We start from the raw sequence: 18074 nt of genomic DNA on the forward strand, positions 1-18074 counted from the left end.
CGGCGCACGCTTTTCTCCTGATTGCTCTGCTCCGCAAATCCCCCCAGTGATGAACAACACTCTCCGCAACTCTGAAATTGCCGGCGTCGGCCACTACGTGCCCGAGCGCGTAGTCACCAATGCCGAACTTATCCCCCTGATGGATACCACCGACGAGTGGATCCAGGAACGCACCGGTATCAAGGAGCGCCGCTGGTTCAAGGAGGGCACCGATACCACCGCCAACATGGGCGCCAACGCGGCCCGCAAGGCCCTGGAAATGGCCGGCCTCACGCCCGACGACGTGCAGATGATTGTCTTTGCCACGCTCTCGCCCGATTACTTCTTTCCCGGCTCGGGCGTGCTGCTCCAGCGCGAGTTGGGCATTCAGGCCCCCATTCCGGCCTTCGACGTGCGTAACCAGTGCTCGGGCTTCGTGTACGCCCTGAGTATGGCCGACCAGTTCATCAAAACCGGCATGTACGATACGGTGCTGGTGGTGGGCTCCGAGATTCACTCTTCGGGCCTTGATATCAGCACCCGCGGCCGGGCCGTGTCGGTGATTTTCGGCGACGGGGCCGGCGCCGTGGTCCTGCGTCCCTGCACCCGCGAGGGCCAGGGCATCCTGAGCACTCACCTGCACGCCCAGGGTGAGCACGCCGAGGAGCTCATTGTGAAGGAACCCAGCTCCAACCGCCAGAACCGCACCGCCTTCATCCAGAACCTGGAAAATGAGGAGGAGCTCTACCCCTACATGAACGGCCAGAACGTGTTCAAGCACGCCGTGGTCCGCTTCCCGCAGGTAATCAAGGAGGCGCTGGATCAAAACGGGCTGGAGTCGAAGGACATCGACATGCTCATTCCCCACCAGGCCAACCTGCGCATCACCCAGTTTGTGCAGCAGAAAATGGGCCTTTCGGATGACAAGGTGTTCAGCAACATCCAGCGCTACGGCAATACCACCGCCGCTTCCGTGCCCATCGCCCTGAGCGAAGCCGTGCAGGAAGGCCGCATCCAGCGCGGCGACCTAGTGTGCCTGGCCGCCTTCGGCTCCGGCTTCACCTGGGCCTCCGCTCTGATCAGATGGTAGATTGTCAATTGAGAATTAACAATTAAGAATTAGGAATTAGGAATTGGCCGTTCAGTAAGTCAGTATCAGGCCTGCTGAACGGCCAATTCTTATTTTTTAATTCTTAATTCTTAATTAAAAAACATGCCCAGCTACACCGAGGAAAACTACCTGAAGGCCGTCTACAAACTCTCGGAGGCCCAGCCGGGCACCGAGGTGAGTACCAACAGCGTGGCCGAGGAACTCCAGACCCGGCCGGCCTCGGTGACGGACATGCTGCGCCGCCTCGGCGAGAAGGGCCTGCTCCATTACACCCGCTACCGGGGCGTGACGCTGACTACCGAGGGCCGGCGGCTGGCTTTGCTCACCATTCGCAAGCACCGCCTCTGGGAGGTGTTTCTGGTACAGCACTTCGGCTTCAACTGGGATGAGGTGCACGAGGTGGCCGAGCAGATGGAGCACATCGACTCCGAGTTGCTGGTGCGCCGCCTCGACGAGTTCCTGGGCTTCCCCCAGCTCGACCCCCATGGCGACCCCATTCCCACGGCCGAGGGCGTGCTGCACCGCCCCCAGCACCGCCTGCTCGCCGACCTGCGCCCCGGCGACCAGGGCCGGGTAATGGCCGTGCGCAACACCACCGCCCCCTTCCTGCAGTACCTCGACAAAGTGGGCATCAACCTCGGCACCCACCTTGAAGTGCTGGATAAGATACCATTTGATAATTCCCTTGAAATCAGAATCAACCAGGAAATAAAATACCTGGTTTCCGCCGAAGTCAGCCGCAACCTGCTGGTGACGGATTGAGGCCGAGCGCTCAGTAAAACTGTCATTCCGACGTCGGAGGAACCTGGGTTTGTAGATGGCGGTAGTGTCCAATTAGCCTGACCCAGCTTCTTTGGGCGTCGGCTTGACCGTTCTGGTGAGGCCCTGATTTTCTACATTCCTTCGACTTCTTCCCCGCCGCCGTGGCTGCCAACTTACCCCTCTCGCTCTCCGACACCATCGTGGCCCTTTCCACCCCGCCCGGGGCGGGGGCCATTGCCCTGGTGCGCCTCTCGGGCCCCCAGGCCATTGCCCTGACCGACGCCGTGTTTGCCGGCAAGCGCCTGGCCGACCAGCCCGGCCACACCCTGCACTACGGCACCATCCGCGACGGGCAGCGGATTCTGGACGAGGTGGTCGTGTCACTGTTCCGGGGGCCGCACTCCTACACCCGCGAGGACGTGGTGGAAATCAGCACCCACGGCTCCGACTACATCGTGCAGGAAGTGCTGGGGCTGCTGCTGCGCCAGGGCGCGCGGTTAGCCGAGGCGGGCGAGTTCACCAAGCGGGCCTTCCTGCACGGGGCCTTCGATCTGGCCCAGGCCGAAGCCGTGGCCGACCTGATTGCCGCCGACTCGGCCCTGAGCCACCAGGTAGCCCTGCGCCAGATGCGGGGCGGCTTCTCCCAGGAGCTAAAGGACCTGCGCGGAAGGCTGGTGCACTTCGCGGCCCTGCTGGAGCTGGAGCTGGACTTCGGGGAGGAAGACGTGGAGTTTGCCGACCGCACCGGGCTGGTGCAGCTGCTCCAGGAAGTGCAGGCCCTGGTCCGCCGCCTGCTGCGTTCCTTCGAGCTGGGCAACGTCATCAAAAACGGGGTGACCACCGTTATTGCCGGCCGGCCCAACGCCGGCAAGAGCACCCTGCTCAACGCCCTGCTCAACGAGGACCGCGCCATCGTTTCGGACGTGGCCGGCACCACCCGCGACCTGATTGAGGACGAGGTCAGCATCGAGGGCATCCGGTTCCGGTTTGTGGATACGGCCGGCCTGCGCGACACCACCGACGTAGTCGAATCCATCGGCGTGGAGCGCACCCGCCAGCGGGTTCTGCAAGCTGCTTTGGTCGTATATCTGTTTGATATCACAACAACTTCCGGCAGCGAACTTGAAGCAGAGATTCAGGCCCTGAACCTGCCGGCCGGCGCGGCGGTGCTGGCCGTGGGCAACAAGCTCGATGTAGCTTCCGACGCCGAGCTGGCCGCCTTCCAGGCCCGCCCCGACACCGTACTGATTGCCGCCTCCCGTGGCGACGGCCTGGATGAGCTGCGCGAGGCCCTGCTGGCCCGCGTCCGGCTGGAGGGCCTGGACCGCACCGGGGCCAGCACCATCGTCACCAACCTGCGCCACGCCCAGAGCCTGGAGCAGGCAGGCCGCCACCTCGACGCCGTACTGGTGGGCCTGAGCACTGGCGGCGGCACCGAGCTGCTGGCCGCCGACCTGCGCCACGCCCTCAGCGCCCTGGGCCAGATAACCGGCGAAATCAGCAACGACGACCTGCTCACCAGCATTTTCACCCAGTTCTGCATTGGTAAGTAGGCCGTCCGTGGGCCGAACTTCGGTCCGCAGCCCCGGCTCGATGTAGCAGCAGCTTTGTGGCAGCACCCGAAGTGTCAGGCGTTCCGGGCCCCGCTACGCGGCGCACCATTCTATGAACCATAGGCCGCGCTGTGGTTTCCTGGCAGGCAGCAAGGCGCGAGGTCGGGCTACGGGCTGAAGTCCGGCCCAGATTTCTACCGGTGCTGTTCGTACGCGTTGGCCGGCACGGCCCGCAGCAAGGCGGCGCGGGCTTCGGCCGGCAGCGGTGGGCACCTGGCCAGTTGCAGGGCTTCGTCCAGTTGGGTTTCGGTGCGCAGCCCCAGTACGGCAGCCGTGACGCCCGGGGTATCGAGCACGAAGCGGCCGGCTACGGTAGCGGGGGTTTGGCCCAGTTCGATGGCTAGGGCCTGCACGGCGGCAGCGGCCTGAGCTACCTGCTCGGCCGGGTGGCCGAGGTAGTCGGTAGCGGGTTTACCGGCCAGCCGGCCCTGGGCCAGGGTCCCGCGGGCCAGTACGCCCACATTGTGCGTGCGCAGGTGACCGAGCATGGCTTCGAAAGGACGCTGATCAAGCAGGCTGAGTTGGAGCATCACGCTGGTCAGGCCGGCGCCGGGTACGTACTCGCGGATGACGTTGGGCCGGATGGACGAAATGCCGTAGTGGCGGATTTTGCCTTCCTCCTGCAACCGCCCAAAAGCTTCCAGCACTTCGTCCCGGTCGTCCTCGAGGGTACCCCCGTGGAGTTGGTAGAGGTCGAGGTAGTCGGTTTGGAGGCGGCGCAGGCTGGCTTCGGCGGCTTGCCGGATGTAGGCGCTGGTCGGATTCCAGTCCCAACCCTGGCCGTCGGCCCGCCACTGGTTGCCCACTTTGGTGGCCAGCACCACCTCGGAGCGGCAATGGCGGAAGGCGGCCCCGAACAATTCTTCGTTGCGGCCGTGGTCGTAGAGGTCGGCCGTATCAAAAAAGGTGATGCCGGAAGCGTGGGCCCGCTGGAGCAGGCGCTGGCCGGCCGCCGCATCCGGGTTCAGCGACATGCCGCCAAAAGCTATCCGGCTTAACTGCAGACCGGTAGCGCCGAGGTTGGTGTACTCCATAGGATGAAAATCAAAAGACATAAAGCCGGCGAATACCGGACGTGGAGCGAAAAATAGCGCGAATTAGCGGGGAAAAGTTCGTCGGCATGCCGCACTTGTCAGGCGGGGGGCTTTTCTTTGTGCTTTACCCCATCTCAAACAACCACCCGGGTGGATTTGTAGTATAGGCGCCAAACACTCACCGGGTTTCCGGCCTGCCGGTAATTCGTTAGTTTCGCCCTGCAACCCCACTCTTCAACCAACGCTTTATGGCAGAATCTGCTGAACTGATCCTCAACGGGCAGTCGTACACCCTCCCGGTTATCGAAGGCACGGAGCACGAAAAGGCCTTCGACATTAGCAAGCTGCGCGACCAGACGGGCTACGTAACCCTGGATCCGGGCTACAAGAACACCGGCGCCACGAAAAGCGCCATCACCTTCCTCGACGGCGAAGAAGGCATCCTGCGCTACCGCGGTTATCCGATTGAGCAGCTGGCCGAGGAATCGACCTTTATCGAAGTAGCCTACCTGCTGATTTACGGCAAGCTGCCCACCAAAACCGAGCTGGACGCGTTCAGCAGCCAGATTACCCAGCACACGCTGGTGCACGAGGACGTGCGCAAGATTTTCGACGGCTTCCCCTCGGCCGCCCACCCCATGGCCATTCTCAGCAGCCTTATCTGCTCGCTGACCGCCTTCTATCCCGAAAGTGTATCGCCGGACCTGAGCAAGGAGGAAATCGACCTGAACGTTATCCGGTTGATGGCCAAAATCTCGACCATCGCGGCCTGGACTTACAAGAACAACATGGGTCACCCGCTCAACTACCCGCGGAACGACCTCGACTACTGCGCCAACTTCCTCTACATGATGTTCAGCTTCCCCACGGAGAAGTATGAAATCAACCCCGTAGTTGTGAAGGCGCTCAACAAGCTGCTCATCCTGCACGCCGACCACGAGCAGAACTGCTCCACCTCTACGGTGCGCCTCGTGGGCTCGGCCAATGCCTCGCTCTACGGCTCGGTTTCGGCCGGTATCAACGCCCTCTGGGGCCCGCTGCACGGCGGTGCCAACCAGGAAGTGGTGGAGATGCTCGAATCTATCCAGCGCGATGGTGGCGACACCCAGAAGTGGATCGACAAGGCCAAGGACAAGAACGACTCGTTCCGTCTGATGGGCTTCGGGCACCGCGTATACAAGAACTTCGACCCCCGCGCCACCATCATCAAAAAGGCCGCCGACGAAGTTCTGAGCGCCCTAGGCCTCGAAGACAGCCCCCTGCTCAAAATTGCAAAGGAGTTGGAGCAGGCCGCCCTCACCGATGAATACTTCGTGGAGCGCAAGCTGTATCCGAACGTGGACTTCTACTCCGGCATCATCTACAAAGCCATCGGCGTACCCACGGAGATGTTCACGGTGATGTTTGCCCTGGGCCGCCTCCCCGGCTGGATTGCCCAGTGGAAGGAGATGCGCACCAACAAGGAGCCCATCGGCCGTCCGCGTCAGATTTACGTGGGCGAAACTGCCCGCGACTACGTGGCCCTCGACCAGCGCTCTTAGTCGGAATTGCATCCTGACAATCAACAAAAAAGCCCGCTTACGCGGGCTTTTTTGTTTTCAGGTGTTGCTACATATTCAGCAACGTAAGCGCTTCATTATCAACGAACATTGACGGCCGTAAACTCCGTGCGCAGGTTTTCATATACGGCGTACTGCTGGGGCTGCAGCGCGGCGGCCAGATCCCAGTCATAACGCTGCTGAATATCGGCCAGAGCCTGGTCGAGGGCGTCGCGGTTGGTAGCGAACTGGCTGCGGGCCTGAGCGGTTTCGGTGAGCAAGCGGATGTTGAGGCGGCGCACTTTCACGTACTCTCCCTCGCTGAGCTTGACTTGTTCGGCAATGCGCCAGGCCATGGCCGTGGCCCGCTCAGCAATGGTGCTACCACCGCCGGAAGTAACCTGGGCCAGGCTTCCAGTGGATACGAGTGCGGCAAAGGTCAGGCAAACGAATACCTTTTTCATAACGGTAGTGGTGATTTTGGTGGAAGATGTGGAAAAGAGAGCGGTATCAGGCAGAAACTTGAATTGAATATATGCTTATTATATGACATAATCAATATTTTATTTACTATTGAGTATTACACATTCTAGTTTTTCGACAAAAAACAAAGCCCACCGAATGACGATGGGCTTTGTTTGTCGGTTACTTGGGCTGAGAACCCAGTGCTGTCATGCTGGCCCGGCTTTGCTGAAACAGGGCGAGTTGGGCCGGCCGGAGCAGTTCCAGCAGCTCTGTTTCGTACTGCACCTGGGCATCAGCCAAACGCTGGTCGAGAATGGCCTGGTCAGCGGCGAAGCGCGTCTTGAGGTCCTCCTGCTCCGACAGCATCCGGATATTGAGACGCTTGACCTGCAGGTACTGACCTTCATCCAGCCGTACTTTCTCGGCTATAGAACGCGTGAGGGCCGTGGCACGGTTCTGAATGGCCGTGGGGCCCTCCTTTTTGGCACTGGCCAGTACGGCAGTCTGTACGCCAAGCAGCAAGCAAACGAAAAGGGAAATCTTCTTCATAGTGTTTGTTGGTGAAGGGTTTAAGGAAATGAGTTACACAGGCAGTATTCCCGAATTCGGTTGGTTTTTCTGATAGACGCGGCAGCAGGCCTTGCCCATCAAGCATTCCGGGAATGTTCAAATGTACACGGAATTATTTAACTATAAAATGTTTTTTTAGCACTATTCTATTTTAAAGCTTTTATCAAAAACCGTTACCTACCTCATTACCAGCCTTCTAATAATCCCATAAAAAAGGAAGACTACAATCAAAAAAAAGGCTGATTACGGGTGTAATCAGCCTTTTTTTTGATTGTAGTCTTGGGCCAGGCGCCTCAGCTACCCTCCCGGCCGGCAGCCGGGTTGTGGAAGCTAAAGGATGCGCAACTCAATCCGGCGGTTCTGCTGCCGGTGTTCATCGGAGTCGTTGGGCATGAGGGGCTTCGACTCACCGTAACCCCGGTAGCGCAGCCGCTGGGCACTAACTCCCTGGCTGACCAAGTAACTGTACACTGATTTGGCCCGGTTCTGCGACAGGACCTGGTTGTCGTCGTCGGAGCCCACATCGTCGGTGTGGCCCGATACCTCCACCTGCACCTCGGAGTACTGTTTCATGAAGCCCACCAGGCGGTTTAGCTCGGTGCGTGACTTGGGCTGTAGCTCGAACTGGTTTACGTCGAAGAACAGGTTGTTGAGCACGATGCTGCGGCCGGCCCGCACAGGCTCCAGGTAGATGTCGAGCGTGAGCGGGTCAAAGGCGCGCTTGTCGCTGTAATCAAAGCTCAGGCTCTTCATCAGGTACTTATCGGCGGCGGCATACATGGCGTACTGGCGGCCTTCGTTGAGTACCACCGTGTATTCGCCATTCTCGGCATCGGAGCCCACGTACTGCACCAACTCGTTGGTGTTCAGGTCGTAGAGCTGCACATCGGCGGCAATGGGCTTTTTGGTGAAGGCATCATAGACGCGGCCCTGGGTGTAGGTGCTGGTTTCGCGGGCCCGTACCTGCTGGGGCACCTCAAACCCGAAAAGCTCTACCGGGCGGTTGCGCTCCTGCTTCACCCCGGGCACGGCCGCCCGGGAGCGGGAGCAGAAGCCCCGGCGGTTATCAGAGCTGATAAACAGGGAAGCTTCGTTTTCAAACGTGTTGAGGGGGTAGCCCAAATTCTGGGGCGCGCTCCATTTTCCATCGGCGAGCTGCTGCTCGCAACGGTATACGTCGAGCCCGCCCATGCCCACCAGCCCATCGGTGACGTAGTAGAGCGTGGTGCCGCTGGCGTGAATAAAGGGCGCCATGTCCTTGCCGGCCGTGTTCACGGGTGCGCCCACGTTGCGGGCGGGCGTCCAGTTGTTGTGCTCGTCGAGGGTAGTGACGTAGATATCTTCCTGGCCCTGGCCCCCGCGCCGGGTACTGGTGAAGTAGAGCGTACGCCCGTCGGCCGAAAGCGTGGGCTGGGAGTCCCACTCGGGCGAGTTTACGTTGCGCCCCAGGTTCAGGGGCTTGCTCCACGTATTGCCCGTGCGCCGCGAAATGTACAGGTCGCAGTTACCCACCGAATTGGGCCGGTCGCAGGAGGCGAATACCAGGGTCTTGCCGTCGCCGGAAATGGCCCCCGCGCCTTCATTGTAAGGCGTGTTAATGGCCGGCGAAATCGAGGTCGGCTCGCCCATGCTCCCGTCTTTGTTCTGGCGGCTCACGAACAGGTCTTCCCCACTTTCCAGGGTCGGACGGCCGGTGAAGAGCAGGAAGCGGCTGTCGGCGGTGAGGGCCGGGAAGTACTGGAAGCGGAACGTGTTGAGCGGCTCGGCCAGGCGTTCGGGCTGAATGCCGGTGGGCGCGGCCATGGCCTTCTGGGCGAAGTCGCAGTTGAGCAGCTGGCGCTGGGCCCGCGGAATATTGCGTTGCCCCTTGGCCGCCGTTTTAAGGTAGTTCTTGAAACTGCCAGCCGCCGTCGGATAGTCGCCGAAGCTCATGGCCAGCTCGCCCAGGGTGAAGTAATCGTTGGAGCGGGAAGCCTCCAGGGGCAGCTTGCCAAGGCCGTCGCGGTACGCTTCAAAGGCCTGCTGATTTTCGCCCATCGCTTTGAGCAGAGAACCTTTCAGCACGTAAGGCTCCCCCAGAGAGGGAAACTTCTGACTGAGCTGGTTCAGGGTTTCGATGGCTTTTTCGAAGTCCCGGGCCTTGGCCTGGCCCTGCGCCTTGTCCCACAGGTTGCGGGCCTTGGTGTTGGTAGTACTCAGGCGGGCCTGAGCTGCGGCCGGTGGGGCGAGTAATCCGCCCCCGGTAGTCAGCAGCACAACCAGCGGAACGATGAGCGAACGACGCATTGGCGGGGAAAGTAAGGCGCTACGGGATATCGAGAAATTTATGCGTCTGCAACGACACCTGCCAGCGCGGATGGTCCTTCACGTAGTCCACGATGAGCGGCATCATGGCCGGGGCCTTGCTCCACTCGGGCTGCAGGTACAGGCGGCACTCCGGCCCAACCAGGGCGGCGTGCTCCTCGGCCCAGGCAAAGTCGCTTTTGTTGAAGATGATGATCTTGAGTTCGTGGGCGGCCGCCAGCACCGAGGGCAGCGGGGCCTTGAACTTCTTGGGCGATACGCAAATCCAGTTCCAGTTTCCGCTGAGAGGGTAAGCGCCGCTGGTTTCAATCCAGTTCTGGCAGCCGGCCGCGTGCAGGGCGGCCGTCAGCGGGCCCAGGTCGTGCATGAGGGGCTCCCCGCCGGTGATGACCACGTTGCGCCCCGGGTGGGCCGTAGCGGCAGCCACCAGCTCCGGCAGGGAGTGGCGCGGATGAGCATCCAGGGGCCAGGATTCTTTTACGTCGCACCACACGCAGCCCACATCACAGCCGCCGAGGCGAATGAAGTAGGCAGCGCGGCCGGTGTTGTAGCCTTCGCCCTGAATGGTGTAAAACTGCTCCATAACGGGCAGCGAGGGGGCGGCCGCCGGCGCCGCCGGAGCGGCCGACGTAACGGGAAGTTCGTGCAGCAAAACAGGTGGTATTCTCAGAAAAAACAAGTCGGACCGCCGGGTAATCCAACTGCCGCGGCAATTGGCTCGTTCCCGGGCGGACCGACTTTAAAAGTAGCATACTGCCCCGAATTCTGAAAGCCGCGGGCTGTTTTAGTTTGATTTCAGCTGGCGGGGCGTTAGTGCTTTGTGCTTAGGTAGTAGTGCCTGGAAAACAGCTGCGGTTCCGAACAACACGAAGGCCCCGGGCGGCGGCCACCTTCGCGAAGAAGGCCGCTACCACCCGGAGCCTTGGCAGCAGTATCACGCAGGATGAAAGCTGTGCCTGGGGCCTACGCACTAAGCCTCAGGCACAAGGCACTTACCTGGGATACACCTCGCCCTTGGCGGCGCGCAGTGTGTTGAGCAGCAGCATGGCAATGGTCATGGGACCAACGCCGCCGGGCACGGGCGTGATGTAAGACGTGAGCGGAGCTACGGCGGCAAAGTCCACGTCGCCCTTCAGCGCCCAGCCCGATTTCTTGTCGGCATCCGCCACGCGGGTAGTCCCTACATCGATAACCACCGCGCCGGGCTTCACCATGTCGGCCGTCACGAACTCGGGGCGGCCCAGGGCGGCCACCAGAATGTCGGCGGTGCGGGTGATGTCGGCCAGGTTCCGGGTCCGGGAGTGACATAACGTAACGGTGCAGTTACCGGGCTCCAGGTTCTTGGCCAGCAGAATGCTAACCGGCGTGCCCACAATGTTGGAGCGCCCGATTACCACGCAGTGCTTGCCGTCGGTGGGCAGCTCGTAGCGGCGCAGCAGTTCCACAATGCCCGAGGGCGTGGCCGGCAGCAGGGCCGGCAGCCCGGCCACCATCCGCCCGATGTTCATCGGGTGAAAGCCGTCCACGTCCTTTTCGGGCCGCACCGCCTCAATCACCTTGTTGGTGTCGATGTGGCGGGGCAAGGGCAGCTGCACGATGAAGCCATCAATCCGGTCGTCCTCGTTCAGCTCGGCCACCTTGGCCAGCAGCTCGGCTTCCGTGATGGAGTCCTCGAAGCGGAGCAGGGTACTTTCGAAGCCAACCCGCTCGCAGGCCAGCACTTTGTTGCGCACGTAGGTTTCCGAGCCCCCGTCGTGGCCCACCAGGATGGCGGCCAGGTGGGGCGTTTTGTGGCCGGTGGCTTTGCGCTGGATTACTTCGGCGGCAATTTCTGCTTTAATGGCCTCGGCGGTTTGCTTGCCGTCGATGAGGCGGTAGGTGGTGGCGTCGGGGGCAGTGGTCATGCGGGAGGAAGGAGGTTAAACGGGTTTGGATTCGTCGTCGGGCTGGTGGTTCTGCTGGGCCTGGTGAGCGGCAATGGCCTGGGCACCGGATTCGAGCAGGGCTTTCTCCATGGTGGGCCAGTCGTCGCGCCAGCGGAACTTGCGCTCCTGGCCTTTAACAATCTTGTCCAGCTGTTCCTGGCTCGTGCAGTTCTTAACGAGGTGTTGGGACATGGTTTGGGGTTTAGCAACACACGCCCGGTCAAGAAGTGCATCAAGTGAAAAAAGGAAGAAAGTACGCGCAAAAAAAACGCGCCCCGATGGAGCGCGTTTAACTCAGTTAGTCAATTTTTAATACGGCCAGGAAAGCTTCCTGCGGGATTTCAACGGAACCTACCTGGCGCATCCGCTTCTTGCCTTCCTTCTGCTTTTCGAGCAGCTTGCGTTTGCGGCTGATGTCACCGCCGTAGCACTTGGCAATTACGTTTTTGCGCAGGGCTTTCACCGTTTCGCGGGAAATGATTTTCTGGCCGATGCTGGCCTGGATAGCAATTTCGAACTGCTGACGGGGCAGCAGCTCCCGTAGTTTCTCGCAGAGGCGGCGGCCCCACTCGTAGCTCTTGCTGCGGTGCACAATGGCCGAGAGGGCATCGACCTTCTCCCCGTTGAGCATGATGTCGAGCTTGACCATGTCCGACTCGCGGAAGCCGATCAGCTCGTAGTCGAGCGAGGCGTAGCCGCGGCTGATGGTTTTAAGCTTGTCGAAAAAGTCGAACACGATTTCCGACAGTGGCAGCTCGAAGGTCATTTCCACCCGCTCGGAAGTCAGGTAGCTCTGGCCCTTGATGAGACCGCGCTTGTCCATGCACAGCGTAATGATGGGTCCCACGTAATCGGCGGCCGTGATGATCTGGGCTTTGATGTAAGGTTCCTCGATGTGCTTGATCATGTTCGGCTCCGGCATTTCGCTCGGGGCGTTGATGGTCAGCAGCTGGTCCTTGGTGCCGGTGGCGTGGAACTGCACGCTGGGCACGGTGGTAATCACCGTCATGTTGAATTCGCGCTCGAGGCGCTCCTGCACGATTTCCATGTGCAGCATGCCCAAAAAGCCGCAGCGGAAGCCGAAGCCCAGGGCCACCGACGTTTCGGGCTCCCAGACCAGCGAAGCGTCGTTGAGCTGAAGCTTTTCCATGCACGAGCGCAGCTCCTCGTACTCGGTGGTATCCACGGGGTAGATGCCGGCGAAAACCATGGGCTTCACGTCGGCGAAGCCCTTGATGGGCTCCTGGGTGGGGTTGGCCACGTGGGTGATGGTGTCGCCCACTTTTACTTCCCGAGCTTCCTTGATGCCCGAGATGAGGTAGCCCACGTTGCCGGCCCGCATTTCCTGGCGGGGCTCCTGGTTGAGGCCCAGAATGCCGATTTCGTCGGCACCATACTCTTTGCCCGTGGCCATGAAGCGGAGCTTGTCGCCCTTTTTCATGGTGCCGTTCTTGATGCGGAACAGCACCTCGATGCCGCGGTAGGAGTTGAAAACGGAGTCGAAGATCAGGGCCTGGAGGGGCCCCTCGGGGTCGCCCTTAGGAGCCGGTACCCGCTCGCAGATGGCGTGCAGGATGGCTTCGATGCCGAGGCCGGTTTTGCCCGAGGCGTGGATGATGTCGCCCGGGTCGCAGCCGATCAGGTCCACGATTTCGTCGGTTACCTCCTCCGGCATGGCGTGGGGCAGGTCAATCTTGTTGAGGACGGGGATGATTTCCAGGTCGGCCCCGATGGCGAGGTAGAGGTTGGAAATCGTCTGGGCCTCGATGCCCTGGGAGGCGTCTACGATGAGCAGGGCGCCTTCGCAGGCGGCAATGCTGCGGCTTACTTCGTAGCTGAAATCGACGTGGCCGGGGGTATCAATCAGGTTGAGCGTGTAGATTTCCCCTTTGTAGGGAAACTGCATCTGGATGGCGTGGCTCTTGATAGTAATGCCCCGCTCCCGCTCCAGGTCCATGTTATCGAGCAGCTGGGCCTGCATGTCGCGCTTGGCTACCGTGCTGGTAAATTCCAGCAGGCGGTCGGCGAGGGTGCTTTTGCCGTGGTCGATGTGGGCGATGATGCAGAAATTGCGGATGTTCTTCACTGGAGGCGGTTTTTTCTAGCTTCAAAGGTACGCAACGGGGTTGGGATATGCTACGGTGGGCCGCGGGCCCGGCCGGAGCCGGCACAAATTTCCCGCCACTACCGGCAATCCGGGCCTGTTTTGCGTTAACTCCGCAGTAGCCCCGGCCCGCGGGCCCCGGCCCTTCCCCCTTGCGCATCTGAATTTCCTCGTATGTCCGCTACCACTCCGCTTGAAGATTACGGCCTGATTGGCAACCTGCACACTGTGGCCCTGGTTTCGAAGGCCGGCTCCCTCGACTACCTGCCCTTCACCCGCTTCGACTCACCCACCATTTTCGCGGCCCTGCTCGACTCGGAGAAAGGCGGCTCCTGGTCGATTGCACCGGCCGGCGCCGAGGGCGCCGTGCACACCAAGCAGCTGTACCTGCCCAACACGGGTGTGCTGCTGACGCGGTTCCTGCTCGAGGGCGGCCTGGCCGAGCTCACCGACTTCATGCCCGTGAAGCACCCGGGCCAGAACTGCGCCGTGGTGCGCAGTCTGCGCGTCATCAAGGGCAGCCTCACGTTTCAGCTGCGCTGCGCCCCCCGCTTCGACTACGCCCGCGCGCCTCACCGCGTGCAAACCCAGGACGACGGCAGCCTGCTGTTCCGGGGCCTCGAAACCGCCGATGCCCACCTGCAATTCCGCCTGCTGAGCAGCCAGCCCTTGGAAGCCACGCCCGATGGCGACGCGGTAGGCAGCTGGACCCTGCACGCCGGCGAAACGGCCAGCTTCGTGATTGAGGCCACCCCCGTCGACGACCCCGGCTTTATCGCCCGCGACCTGGCGCACTACACCGAAGGGGCGTTTGCCGACACCCTGAAGTTCTGGCGCGAATGGGTGGACAGCAGCACCTACACCGGCCGCTGGCGCGAAATGGTGATGCGCTCGGCCATCACGCTCAAGCTCCTGACCTCCCTCGAATTCGGCTCTACTGTAGCGGCGGCTACCTTTGGCCTGCCCGAGGCCGTGGGCGGCTCCCGCAACTGGGACTACCGCTTTACCTGGGTGCGCGACGCGGCCTTCACCATGTACGCCTTCCTGCGCCTGGGCTTCACGCAGGAATCCCAGGGCTTTCTGCGCTGGATTATGGAGCGCTGCGCCCAGCTCACCGACGCGGCCGACCTGCAGCTCATGTACCGCGTCGACGGCTCTCCCGACCTGGAAGAGCAGGAGCTCGACCACCTGAGCGGCTACCGCAACTCCCGGCCCGTGCGCATCGGCAACGGCGCGGCCCAGCAGTTCCAGCTCGATATCTACGGGGAGCTGCTCGACACCATTTACCTCTACAACAAGTACGGCGGGGCCATCACCTTTGCCTTCTGGCAGCAGATCTGCCGGCTGGTGGATTTCGTGGCCGAAAACTGGCAGCGGGCCGACCACGGCATCTGGGAGGTGCGCGACGAGGAGCGGCACTTTCTTTCGGCCAAGATGATGTGCTGGGTGGCCCTGGACCGCGCCATCCACATTGCCCAGGACCGCTCCTTCCCCGCCCCGCTGGCCGACTGGCACCGGGTCCGCAACGAGATTTATGAGGAAGTGTACCACCACTTCTGGAGCGAAGACAAGCAGGCTTTCGTGCAGTACAAGGGCGGCCACGTGCTCGATTCCATTGCCCTGCTGCTGCCCCTGGTGCGGATGTTCAGCCCGGCCGAGCCCCGCTGGCAGGCCACCATGCGCGCCATCGAAAAGGAGCTGGTCATCGATTCGCTGGTATTCCGCTACCACCTCGACGGCGGCGCCTCCGACGGGCTCACCGGCCAGGAAGGCACCTTTACCATGTGCTCGTTCTGGTACATTGAGAACCTTTCCCGGGCCGGCGACCTGGACAAGGCCCGGCTGCTGTTCGAGAAGGTCCTGGGCTTTGCCAGCCCGTTGGGCCTGTACTCGGAGCAGATCGGGCCCCAGGGCACGCAAATCGGCAACTATCCGCAGGCCTTCACCCATCTGGCCCTGATCAGCGCCGCCTTCCAGCTCAACCGCGACCTGGATGCCCGCCACAGCCGGGGGCCGGGCGGGGGACACGCGTTCGTGTAGCCCGTACGGCAGCTCCAGGGGCTGGCCCTACCTATTTCTCGGTGCCCGCCGGCTACTTCCTATCGGTCCTGAGTAGCGGAGCTGCTTTGGTAGCGCCAGCTTCTGCTTACTGAGATTCCGTCGTTCTGCCCCCGGCTGCGTACAGCCTTATTCACCAACCGTATTTCTCTCATGAGCTCTATCACCCTTCAACAAGCGCAACAGATTATTGAAGCTGCCAAGCAGAAGTCCCAGGAAATGGGCGTCAGAATGAACATTGCCGTGGTAGATGCCGGGGCCAACCTCGTGGCCTTCGCGCGCATGGACGGTGCCTGGCTGGGCTCCCTCGACATTTCCATTAAGAAGGCCAAAACGGCCCGCTTCTTCGACATGCCCACCGGCGAGGTCGGTAAAATCTCGCAGCCCGGCGGCTCCCTCTTCAACATTGAGCACTCCAACGGCGGCCTCATCACCTTCCCGGGCGGTATCCCGCTCAGGCAGGGCGATGATATCATTGGGGCCATTGGCGTATCGGGCGACTCGGTGGAGAACGACCACACGGTGGCCGAGGCCGGCACCCAGGCGCTCCGCTAATACCGGATCGAGCGGTTACGCACTCTTTGGCAAAAGCGCCGGGCCGAAAGTCCGGCGCTTTTTTTACGGGGAGTATCGCCTGCGCACAACGCACTGCGTGATGCTGACAACCGCCCGGCAACCACGCTGCCGATTGGCCGTCCTATATCGTCGACGACACCATTTCGCTGCCAGGAGGCTGGGGTTCCATATCTCTCGTAGTTCGTAAAGCCGTTGAAACTTCCGTCTTTTGTGGTAGCTCTCTCCAAGGGCAGCTTTTTTCGTTTTTGTATGATTCGTCGGCTCCTGTCTGGCCTGGTGCTCGTCATCTGTTCTATCCCGCTATCCGTACAGGCCCAGACGAAGCTACTGGAAGGCCAGGTGCTAAACGACCAGACCGGCGAGCCCGTGCCCTTCGCCACCCTGGGCGTTCCGGGCCGCAGCATCGGCACCGTGGCCGATGAGCAGGGCCGCTACCTGCTGCGCCTCCCCCCTGACCTGCGCGATACGCTGGTGGTCACGTCGGTGGGGTTTTCCCGCACGGCCGTGCCGCCGGCCGCCCTGGCCCAGGGGCAGCGCGTGTTCCGGCTGCACCCCCGGGAACAGGCGCTGGGCGGCGTGGTGGTGCAGCGCCGGCCCGTGCACGCGGCTCAGCTGGGCCAGTCGCGCACCAAAGCCGATGTGCTGTGGATGGGCGGCTCCAGCGGCAAGGAAACTGTGGACGACGAGTGGGGCTGGGAGCTGGGCACCGTGTTGCGCCCCCTGCGCCGCACTTACCTGGAGGAGTTTCACGTGTATCTGGCCGATAACAACTACCAGCAGCTGCGCTTCCGCCTGAACCTGTACACCCTCGAAAACGGCCGCCCCGGCAAGCCCCTGCTCCGCCAGGACATCCAGCTCACGAGCACCGCCCGGCAGCGCGGCTGGCTCACGGTAGACCTGCGCCCCTACGACCTGCAGCTGGACGCCCAGCCCGTGGTGGCCACCATTCAGTGGCTGCAAAGCGAAAAACAGGACCCTTGGGACAAGTATTTTTCCATCCCCGTCACCCGCCAGCACAAGCAGGTGATGGTGGAGCGCGAAAACAGCGAGGCCATCTGGAGCATCCACGCCATGCAGCCCAGCCTGTATTTCACGGTGCTGACGGAGTAGAATACCGGCACCAGACTCACCGAAGCTACCGGTTCCTGAACGCCCGCATATAGCCGCCCCGCAGCACCAGTAACAGGTACAGAAACAGCAGGGCCACGGGAATCGTCAGGTGGTCACCGTCGATGATGGTCAGCACGGCGTAAAGGCCCGTCAGCAGAATAAAGAACCCCAGCACGGCCGTCGTCAGCCTCGTTTGCCAAGTATCACGAGGTGGTTTTTCGAACAGAAAAGCGGGCAGGCGCGCCGGCCACAGCGCAGGCAGCAGCACCGCGTTGCTCAGTAACCACCCCACCAGCAGCGCCATTCCTCCATACATGAGCGGAATACCAATGGAATCAGCAAAGGGCGGATAGTCGTCCCGACCGCCCCGGTAGTAATAATACCAGTACAACGATATGCAGAGCAGTCCCCAACCCAGGTTCAGCCAAAGCGCGAACTGCGTTTTGTTGATGGTACGCTGCCGCCGCAACTGGACCAGAGTCCGCAGGCGGTTGGCCCGCAGAAACAGGAGCACCGTCAGGCTGCTGATGGCTACCCCGGAGCTAATATCCAGCCACGTATTACGACTCGTGCGCCACGCTTCCTCCGCCGCGTAGTAGGCTTTTCGGTAGTCGGCATGATTGTCCGGCCGCGAATTTTCAGCCCCATCGGCCGGGTCAATAGTGTACGTAATACCATGCAGGTCGTTGATGCTTTTTCCCGCAATGAAGGCGGGCATGAAGCACCCGTATAGCCACGCGGCCGCGCCCAGCAGCAGCAGCCCCATAAATACCCCCTGTAAGTTCTTTGGCATCTGGATTCCGCTTTGCACAAAGCTAGCAAAACCCGGTAGCGGTACTGCCGCCTATCAGCTGCTTCCGGGTTATCGGAAACAGCCAACGCCTTCTATCAGTCTCCTTTAGATTCGAGGTCAGTCCATCTCATT

The 18074-nt window shown here is 61.5% G+C and carries 16 protein-coding genes; 7 read left to right on the top strand and 9 right to left on the bottom strand.

Annotated elements, in window-relative coordinates:
* The first annotated feature begins 49 nt into the window (after nucleotides 1-49).
* The 3 genes from KLP40_RS04475 (at nucleotide 50) to mnmE (ending at nucleotide 3405) form a co-directional block, all read left to right on the top strand.
* A complete protein-coding gene (locus KLP40_RS04475) occupies nucleotides 50-1069 on the top strand; it encodes a 3-oxoacyl-ACP synthase III family protein (RefSeq protein WP_215592495.1) in 1020 nt (339 codons plus the stop codon).
* 123 nt (nucleotides 1070-1192) lie between these two features.
* Entirely contained in the window at nucleotides 1193-1852 is a 660-nt protein-coding gene (locus KLP40_RS04480; protein WP_215592496.1) for a metal-dependent transcriptional regulator, read from the top strand.
* A 161-nt stretch (nucleotides 1853-2013) separates the two neighbouring features.
* Nucleotides 2014-3405 (top strand): tRNA uridine-5-carboxymethylaminomethyl(34) synthesis GTPase MnmE, encoded by a 1392-nt coding sequence (gene mnmE, locus KLP40_RS04485; protein ID WP_215592497.1) that lies wholly within the window; start codon nucleotides 2014-2016, stop codon nucleotides 3403-3405.
* 194 nt (nucleotides 3406-3599) lie between these two features.
* Here the strand turns inward: mnmE and KLP40_RS04490 are convergent, their stop codons facing one another.
* Nucleotides 3600-4499: an aldo/keto reductase gene (locus KLP40_RS04490; RefSeq protein ID WP_215592498.1), complete on the bottom strand. Its 900-nt coding sequence runs from the start codon at nucleotides 4497-4499 to the stop codon at nucleotides 3600-3602.
* Nucleotides 4500-4747: 248 nt separating this feature from the next.
* On the opposite strand from KLP40_RS04490, the gene KLP40_RS04495 reads away from it, so the two are divergent.
* The gene (locus tag KLP40_RS04495) at nucleotides 4748-6040 is read left to right on the top strand and encodes a citrate synthase (RefSeq protein WP_215592499.1); all 1293 of its coding nucleotides are present in this window, start codon (nucleotides 4748-4750) and stop codon (nucleotides 6038-6040) included.
* A 98-nt stretch (nucleotides 6041-6138) separates the two neighbouring features.
* Here KLP40_RS04495 and KLP40_RS04500 read toward each other — a convergent pair whose 3' ends face one another.
* From KLP40_RS04500 to lepA, 7 genes are all read right to left on the bottom strand, one after another.
* Nucleotides 6139-6501, bottom strand: a complete 363-nt coding sequence (locus KLP40_RS04500) for a hypothetical protein (RefSeq protein ID WP_215592500.1) — start codon at nucleotides 6499-6501, stop codon at nucleotides 6139-6141.
* A 181-nt stretch (nucleotides 6502-6682) separates the two neighbouring features.
* Entirely contained in the window at nucleotides 6683-7051 is a 369-nt protein-coding gene (locus tag KLP40_RS04505; RefSeq protein ID WP_215592502.1) for a hypothetical protein, read from the bottom strand.
* A gap of 351 nt (nucleotides 7052-7402) precedes the next feature.
* Nucleotides 7403-9358: an OmpA family protein gene (locus KLP40_RS04510; protein ID WP_215592503.1), complete on the bottom strand. Its 1956-nt coding sequence runs from the start codon at nucleotides 9356-9358 to the stop codon at nucleotides 7403-7405.
* 19 nt (nucleotides 9359-9377) lie between these two features.
* Complete coding sequence (locus tag KLP40_RS04515; RefSeq protein ID WP_215592504.1) at nucleotides 9378-10028, bottom strand: 7-carboxy-7-deazaguanine synthase QueE; 651 nt, start codon at nucleotides 10026-10028, stop codon at nucleotides 9378-9380.
* 340 nt (nucleotides 10029-10368) lie between these two features.
* Entirely contained in the window at nucleotides 10369-11280 is a 912-nt protein-coding gene (locus KLP40_RS04520; RefSeq protein ID WP_215592505.1) for a bifunctional 5,10-methylenetetrahydrofolate dehydrogenase/5,10-methenyltetrahydrofolate cyclohydrolase, read from the bottom strand.
* A 15-nt stretch (nucleotides 11281-11295) separates the two neighbouring features.
* On the bottom strand, nucleotides 11296-11493 hold the full coding sequence (locus KLP40_RS04525; RefSeq protein ID WP_215592506.1) for a hypothetical protein: 198 nt from the start codon (nucleotides 11491-11493) through the stop codon (nucleotides 11296-11298).
* Between the two features lie 106 nt (nucleotides 11494-11599).
* The gene (lepA, locus tag KLP40_RS04530; protein WP_215592507.1) at nucleotides 11600-13387 is read right to left on the bottom strand and encodes a translation elongation factor 4; all 1788 of its coding nucleotides are present in this window, start codon (nucleotides 13385-13387) and stop codon (nucleotides 11600-11602) included.
* Between the two features lie 192 nt (nucleotides 13388-13579).
* Between lepA and KLP40_RS04535 the strand changes: the two genes are divergently transcribed.
* The 3 genes from KLP40_RS04535 (at nucleotide 13580) to KLP40_RS04545 (ending at nucleotide 17149) form a co-directional block, all read left to right on the top strand.
* Entirely contained in the window at nucleotides 13580-15445 is a 1866-nt protein-coding gene (locus KLP40_RS04535; RefSeq protein WP_215592508.1) for a glycoside hydrolase family 15 protein, read from the top strand.
* A 171-nt stretch (nucleotides 15446-15616) separates the two neighbouring features.
* Nucleotides 15617-16018, top strand: coding sequence for a GlcG/HbpS family heme-binding protein (locus KLP40_RS04540; protein WP_215592509.1), 402 nt, complete (start codon nucleotides 15617-15619; stop codon nucleotides 16016-16018).
* A gap of 270 nt (nucleotides 16019-16288) precedes the next feature.
* Nucleotides 16289-17149 carry a carboxypeptidase-like regulatory domain-containing protein gene (locus KLP40_RS04545; RefSeq protein WP_215592510.1) on the top strand — a complete coding sequence of 287 codons (861 nt, stop codon included), beginning with the start codon at nucleotides 16289-16291 and terminating at the stop codon, nucleotides 17147-17149.
* 25 nt (nucleotides 17150-17174) lie between these two features.
* Here the strand turns inward: KLP40_RS04545 and KLP40_RS04550 are convergent, their stop codons facing one another.
* Entirely contained in the window at nucleotides 17175-17942 is a 768-nt protein-coding gene (locus KLP40_RS04550; RefSeq protein ID WP_215592511.1) for a hypothetical protein, read from the bottom strand.
* Between the last annotated feature and the right edge of the window lie 132 nt (nucleotides 17943-18074).

The organism is Hymenobacter piscis (genome assembly GCF_018760735.1).
Lineage (GTDB): Bacteria > Bacteroidota > Bacteroidia > Cytophagales > Hymenobacteraceae > Hymenobacter > Hymenobacter piscis.

What these genes read in the sequence shown, in the direction of transcription:
- KLP40_RS04495 (WP_215592499.1), top strand. Translation starts at nt 4,748, where the DNA reads ATGGCAGAATCTGCTGAACTGATCCTCAACGGGCAGTCGTACACCCTC.
- KLP40_RS04475 (WP_215592495.1), top strand. Translation starts at nt 50, where the DNA reads ATGAACAACACTCTCCGCAACTCTGAAATTGCCGGCGTCGGCCACTAC.
- KLP40_RS04540 (WP_215592509.1), top strand. Translation starts at nt 15,617, where the DNA reads ATGAGCTCTATCACCCTTCAACAAGCGCAACAGATTATTGAAGCTGCC.
- KLP40_RS04535 (WP_215592508.1), top strand. Translation starts at nt 13,580, where the DNA reads ATGTCCGCTACCACTCCGCTTGAAGATTACGGCCTGATTGGCAACCTG.
- KLP40_RS04480 (WP_215592496.1), top strand. Translation starts at nt 1,193, where the DNA reads ATGCCCAGCTACACCGAGGAAAACTACCTGAAGGCCGTCTACAAACTC.
- KLP40_RS04550 (WP_215592511.1), bottom strand. Translation starts at nt 17,942, where the DNA reads ATGCCAAAGAACTTACAGGGGGTATTTATGGGGCTGCTGCTGCTGGGC.
- KLP40_RS04525 (WP_215592506.1), bottom strand. Translation starts at nt 11,493, where the DNA reads ATGTCCCAACACCTCGTTAAGAACTGCACGAGCCAGGAACAGCTGGAC.
- KLP40_RS04500 (WP_215592500.1), bottom strand. Translation starts at nt 6,501, where the DNA reads ATGAAAAAGGTATTCGTTTGCCTGACCTTTGCCGCACTCGTATCCACT.
- KLP40_RS04490 (WP_215592498.1), bottom strand. Translation starts at nt 4,499, where the DNA reads ATGGAGTACACCAACCTCGGCGCTACCGGTCTGCAGTTAAGCCGGATA.
- KLP40_RS04545 (WP_215592510.1), top strand. Translation starts at nt 16,289, where the DNA reads ATGATTCGTCGGCTCCTGTCTGGCCTGGTGCTCGTCATCTGTTCTATC.
- KLP40_RS04510 (WP_215592503.1), bottom strand. Translation starts at nt 9,358, where the DNA reads ATGCGTCGTTCGCTCATCGTTCCGCTGGTTGTGCTGCTGACTACCGGG.
- KLP40_RS04505 (WP_215592502.1), bottom strand. Translation starts at nt 7,051, where the DNA reads ATGAAGAAGATTTCCCTTTTCGTTTGCTTGCTGCTTGGCGTACAGACT.
- KLP40_RS04520 (WP_215592505.1), bottom strand. Translation starts at nt 11,280, where the DNA reads ATGACCACTGCCCCCGACGCCACCACCTACCGCCTCATCGACGGCAAG.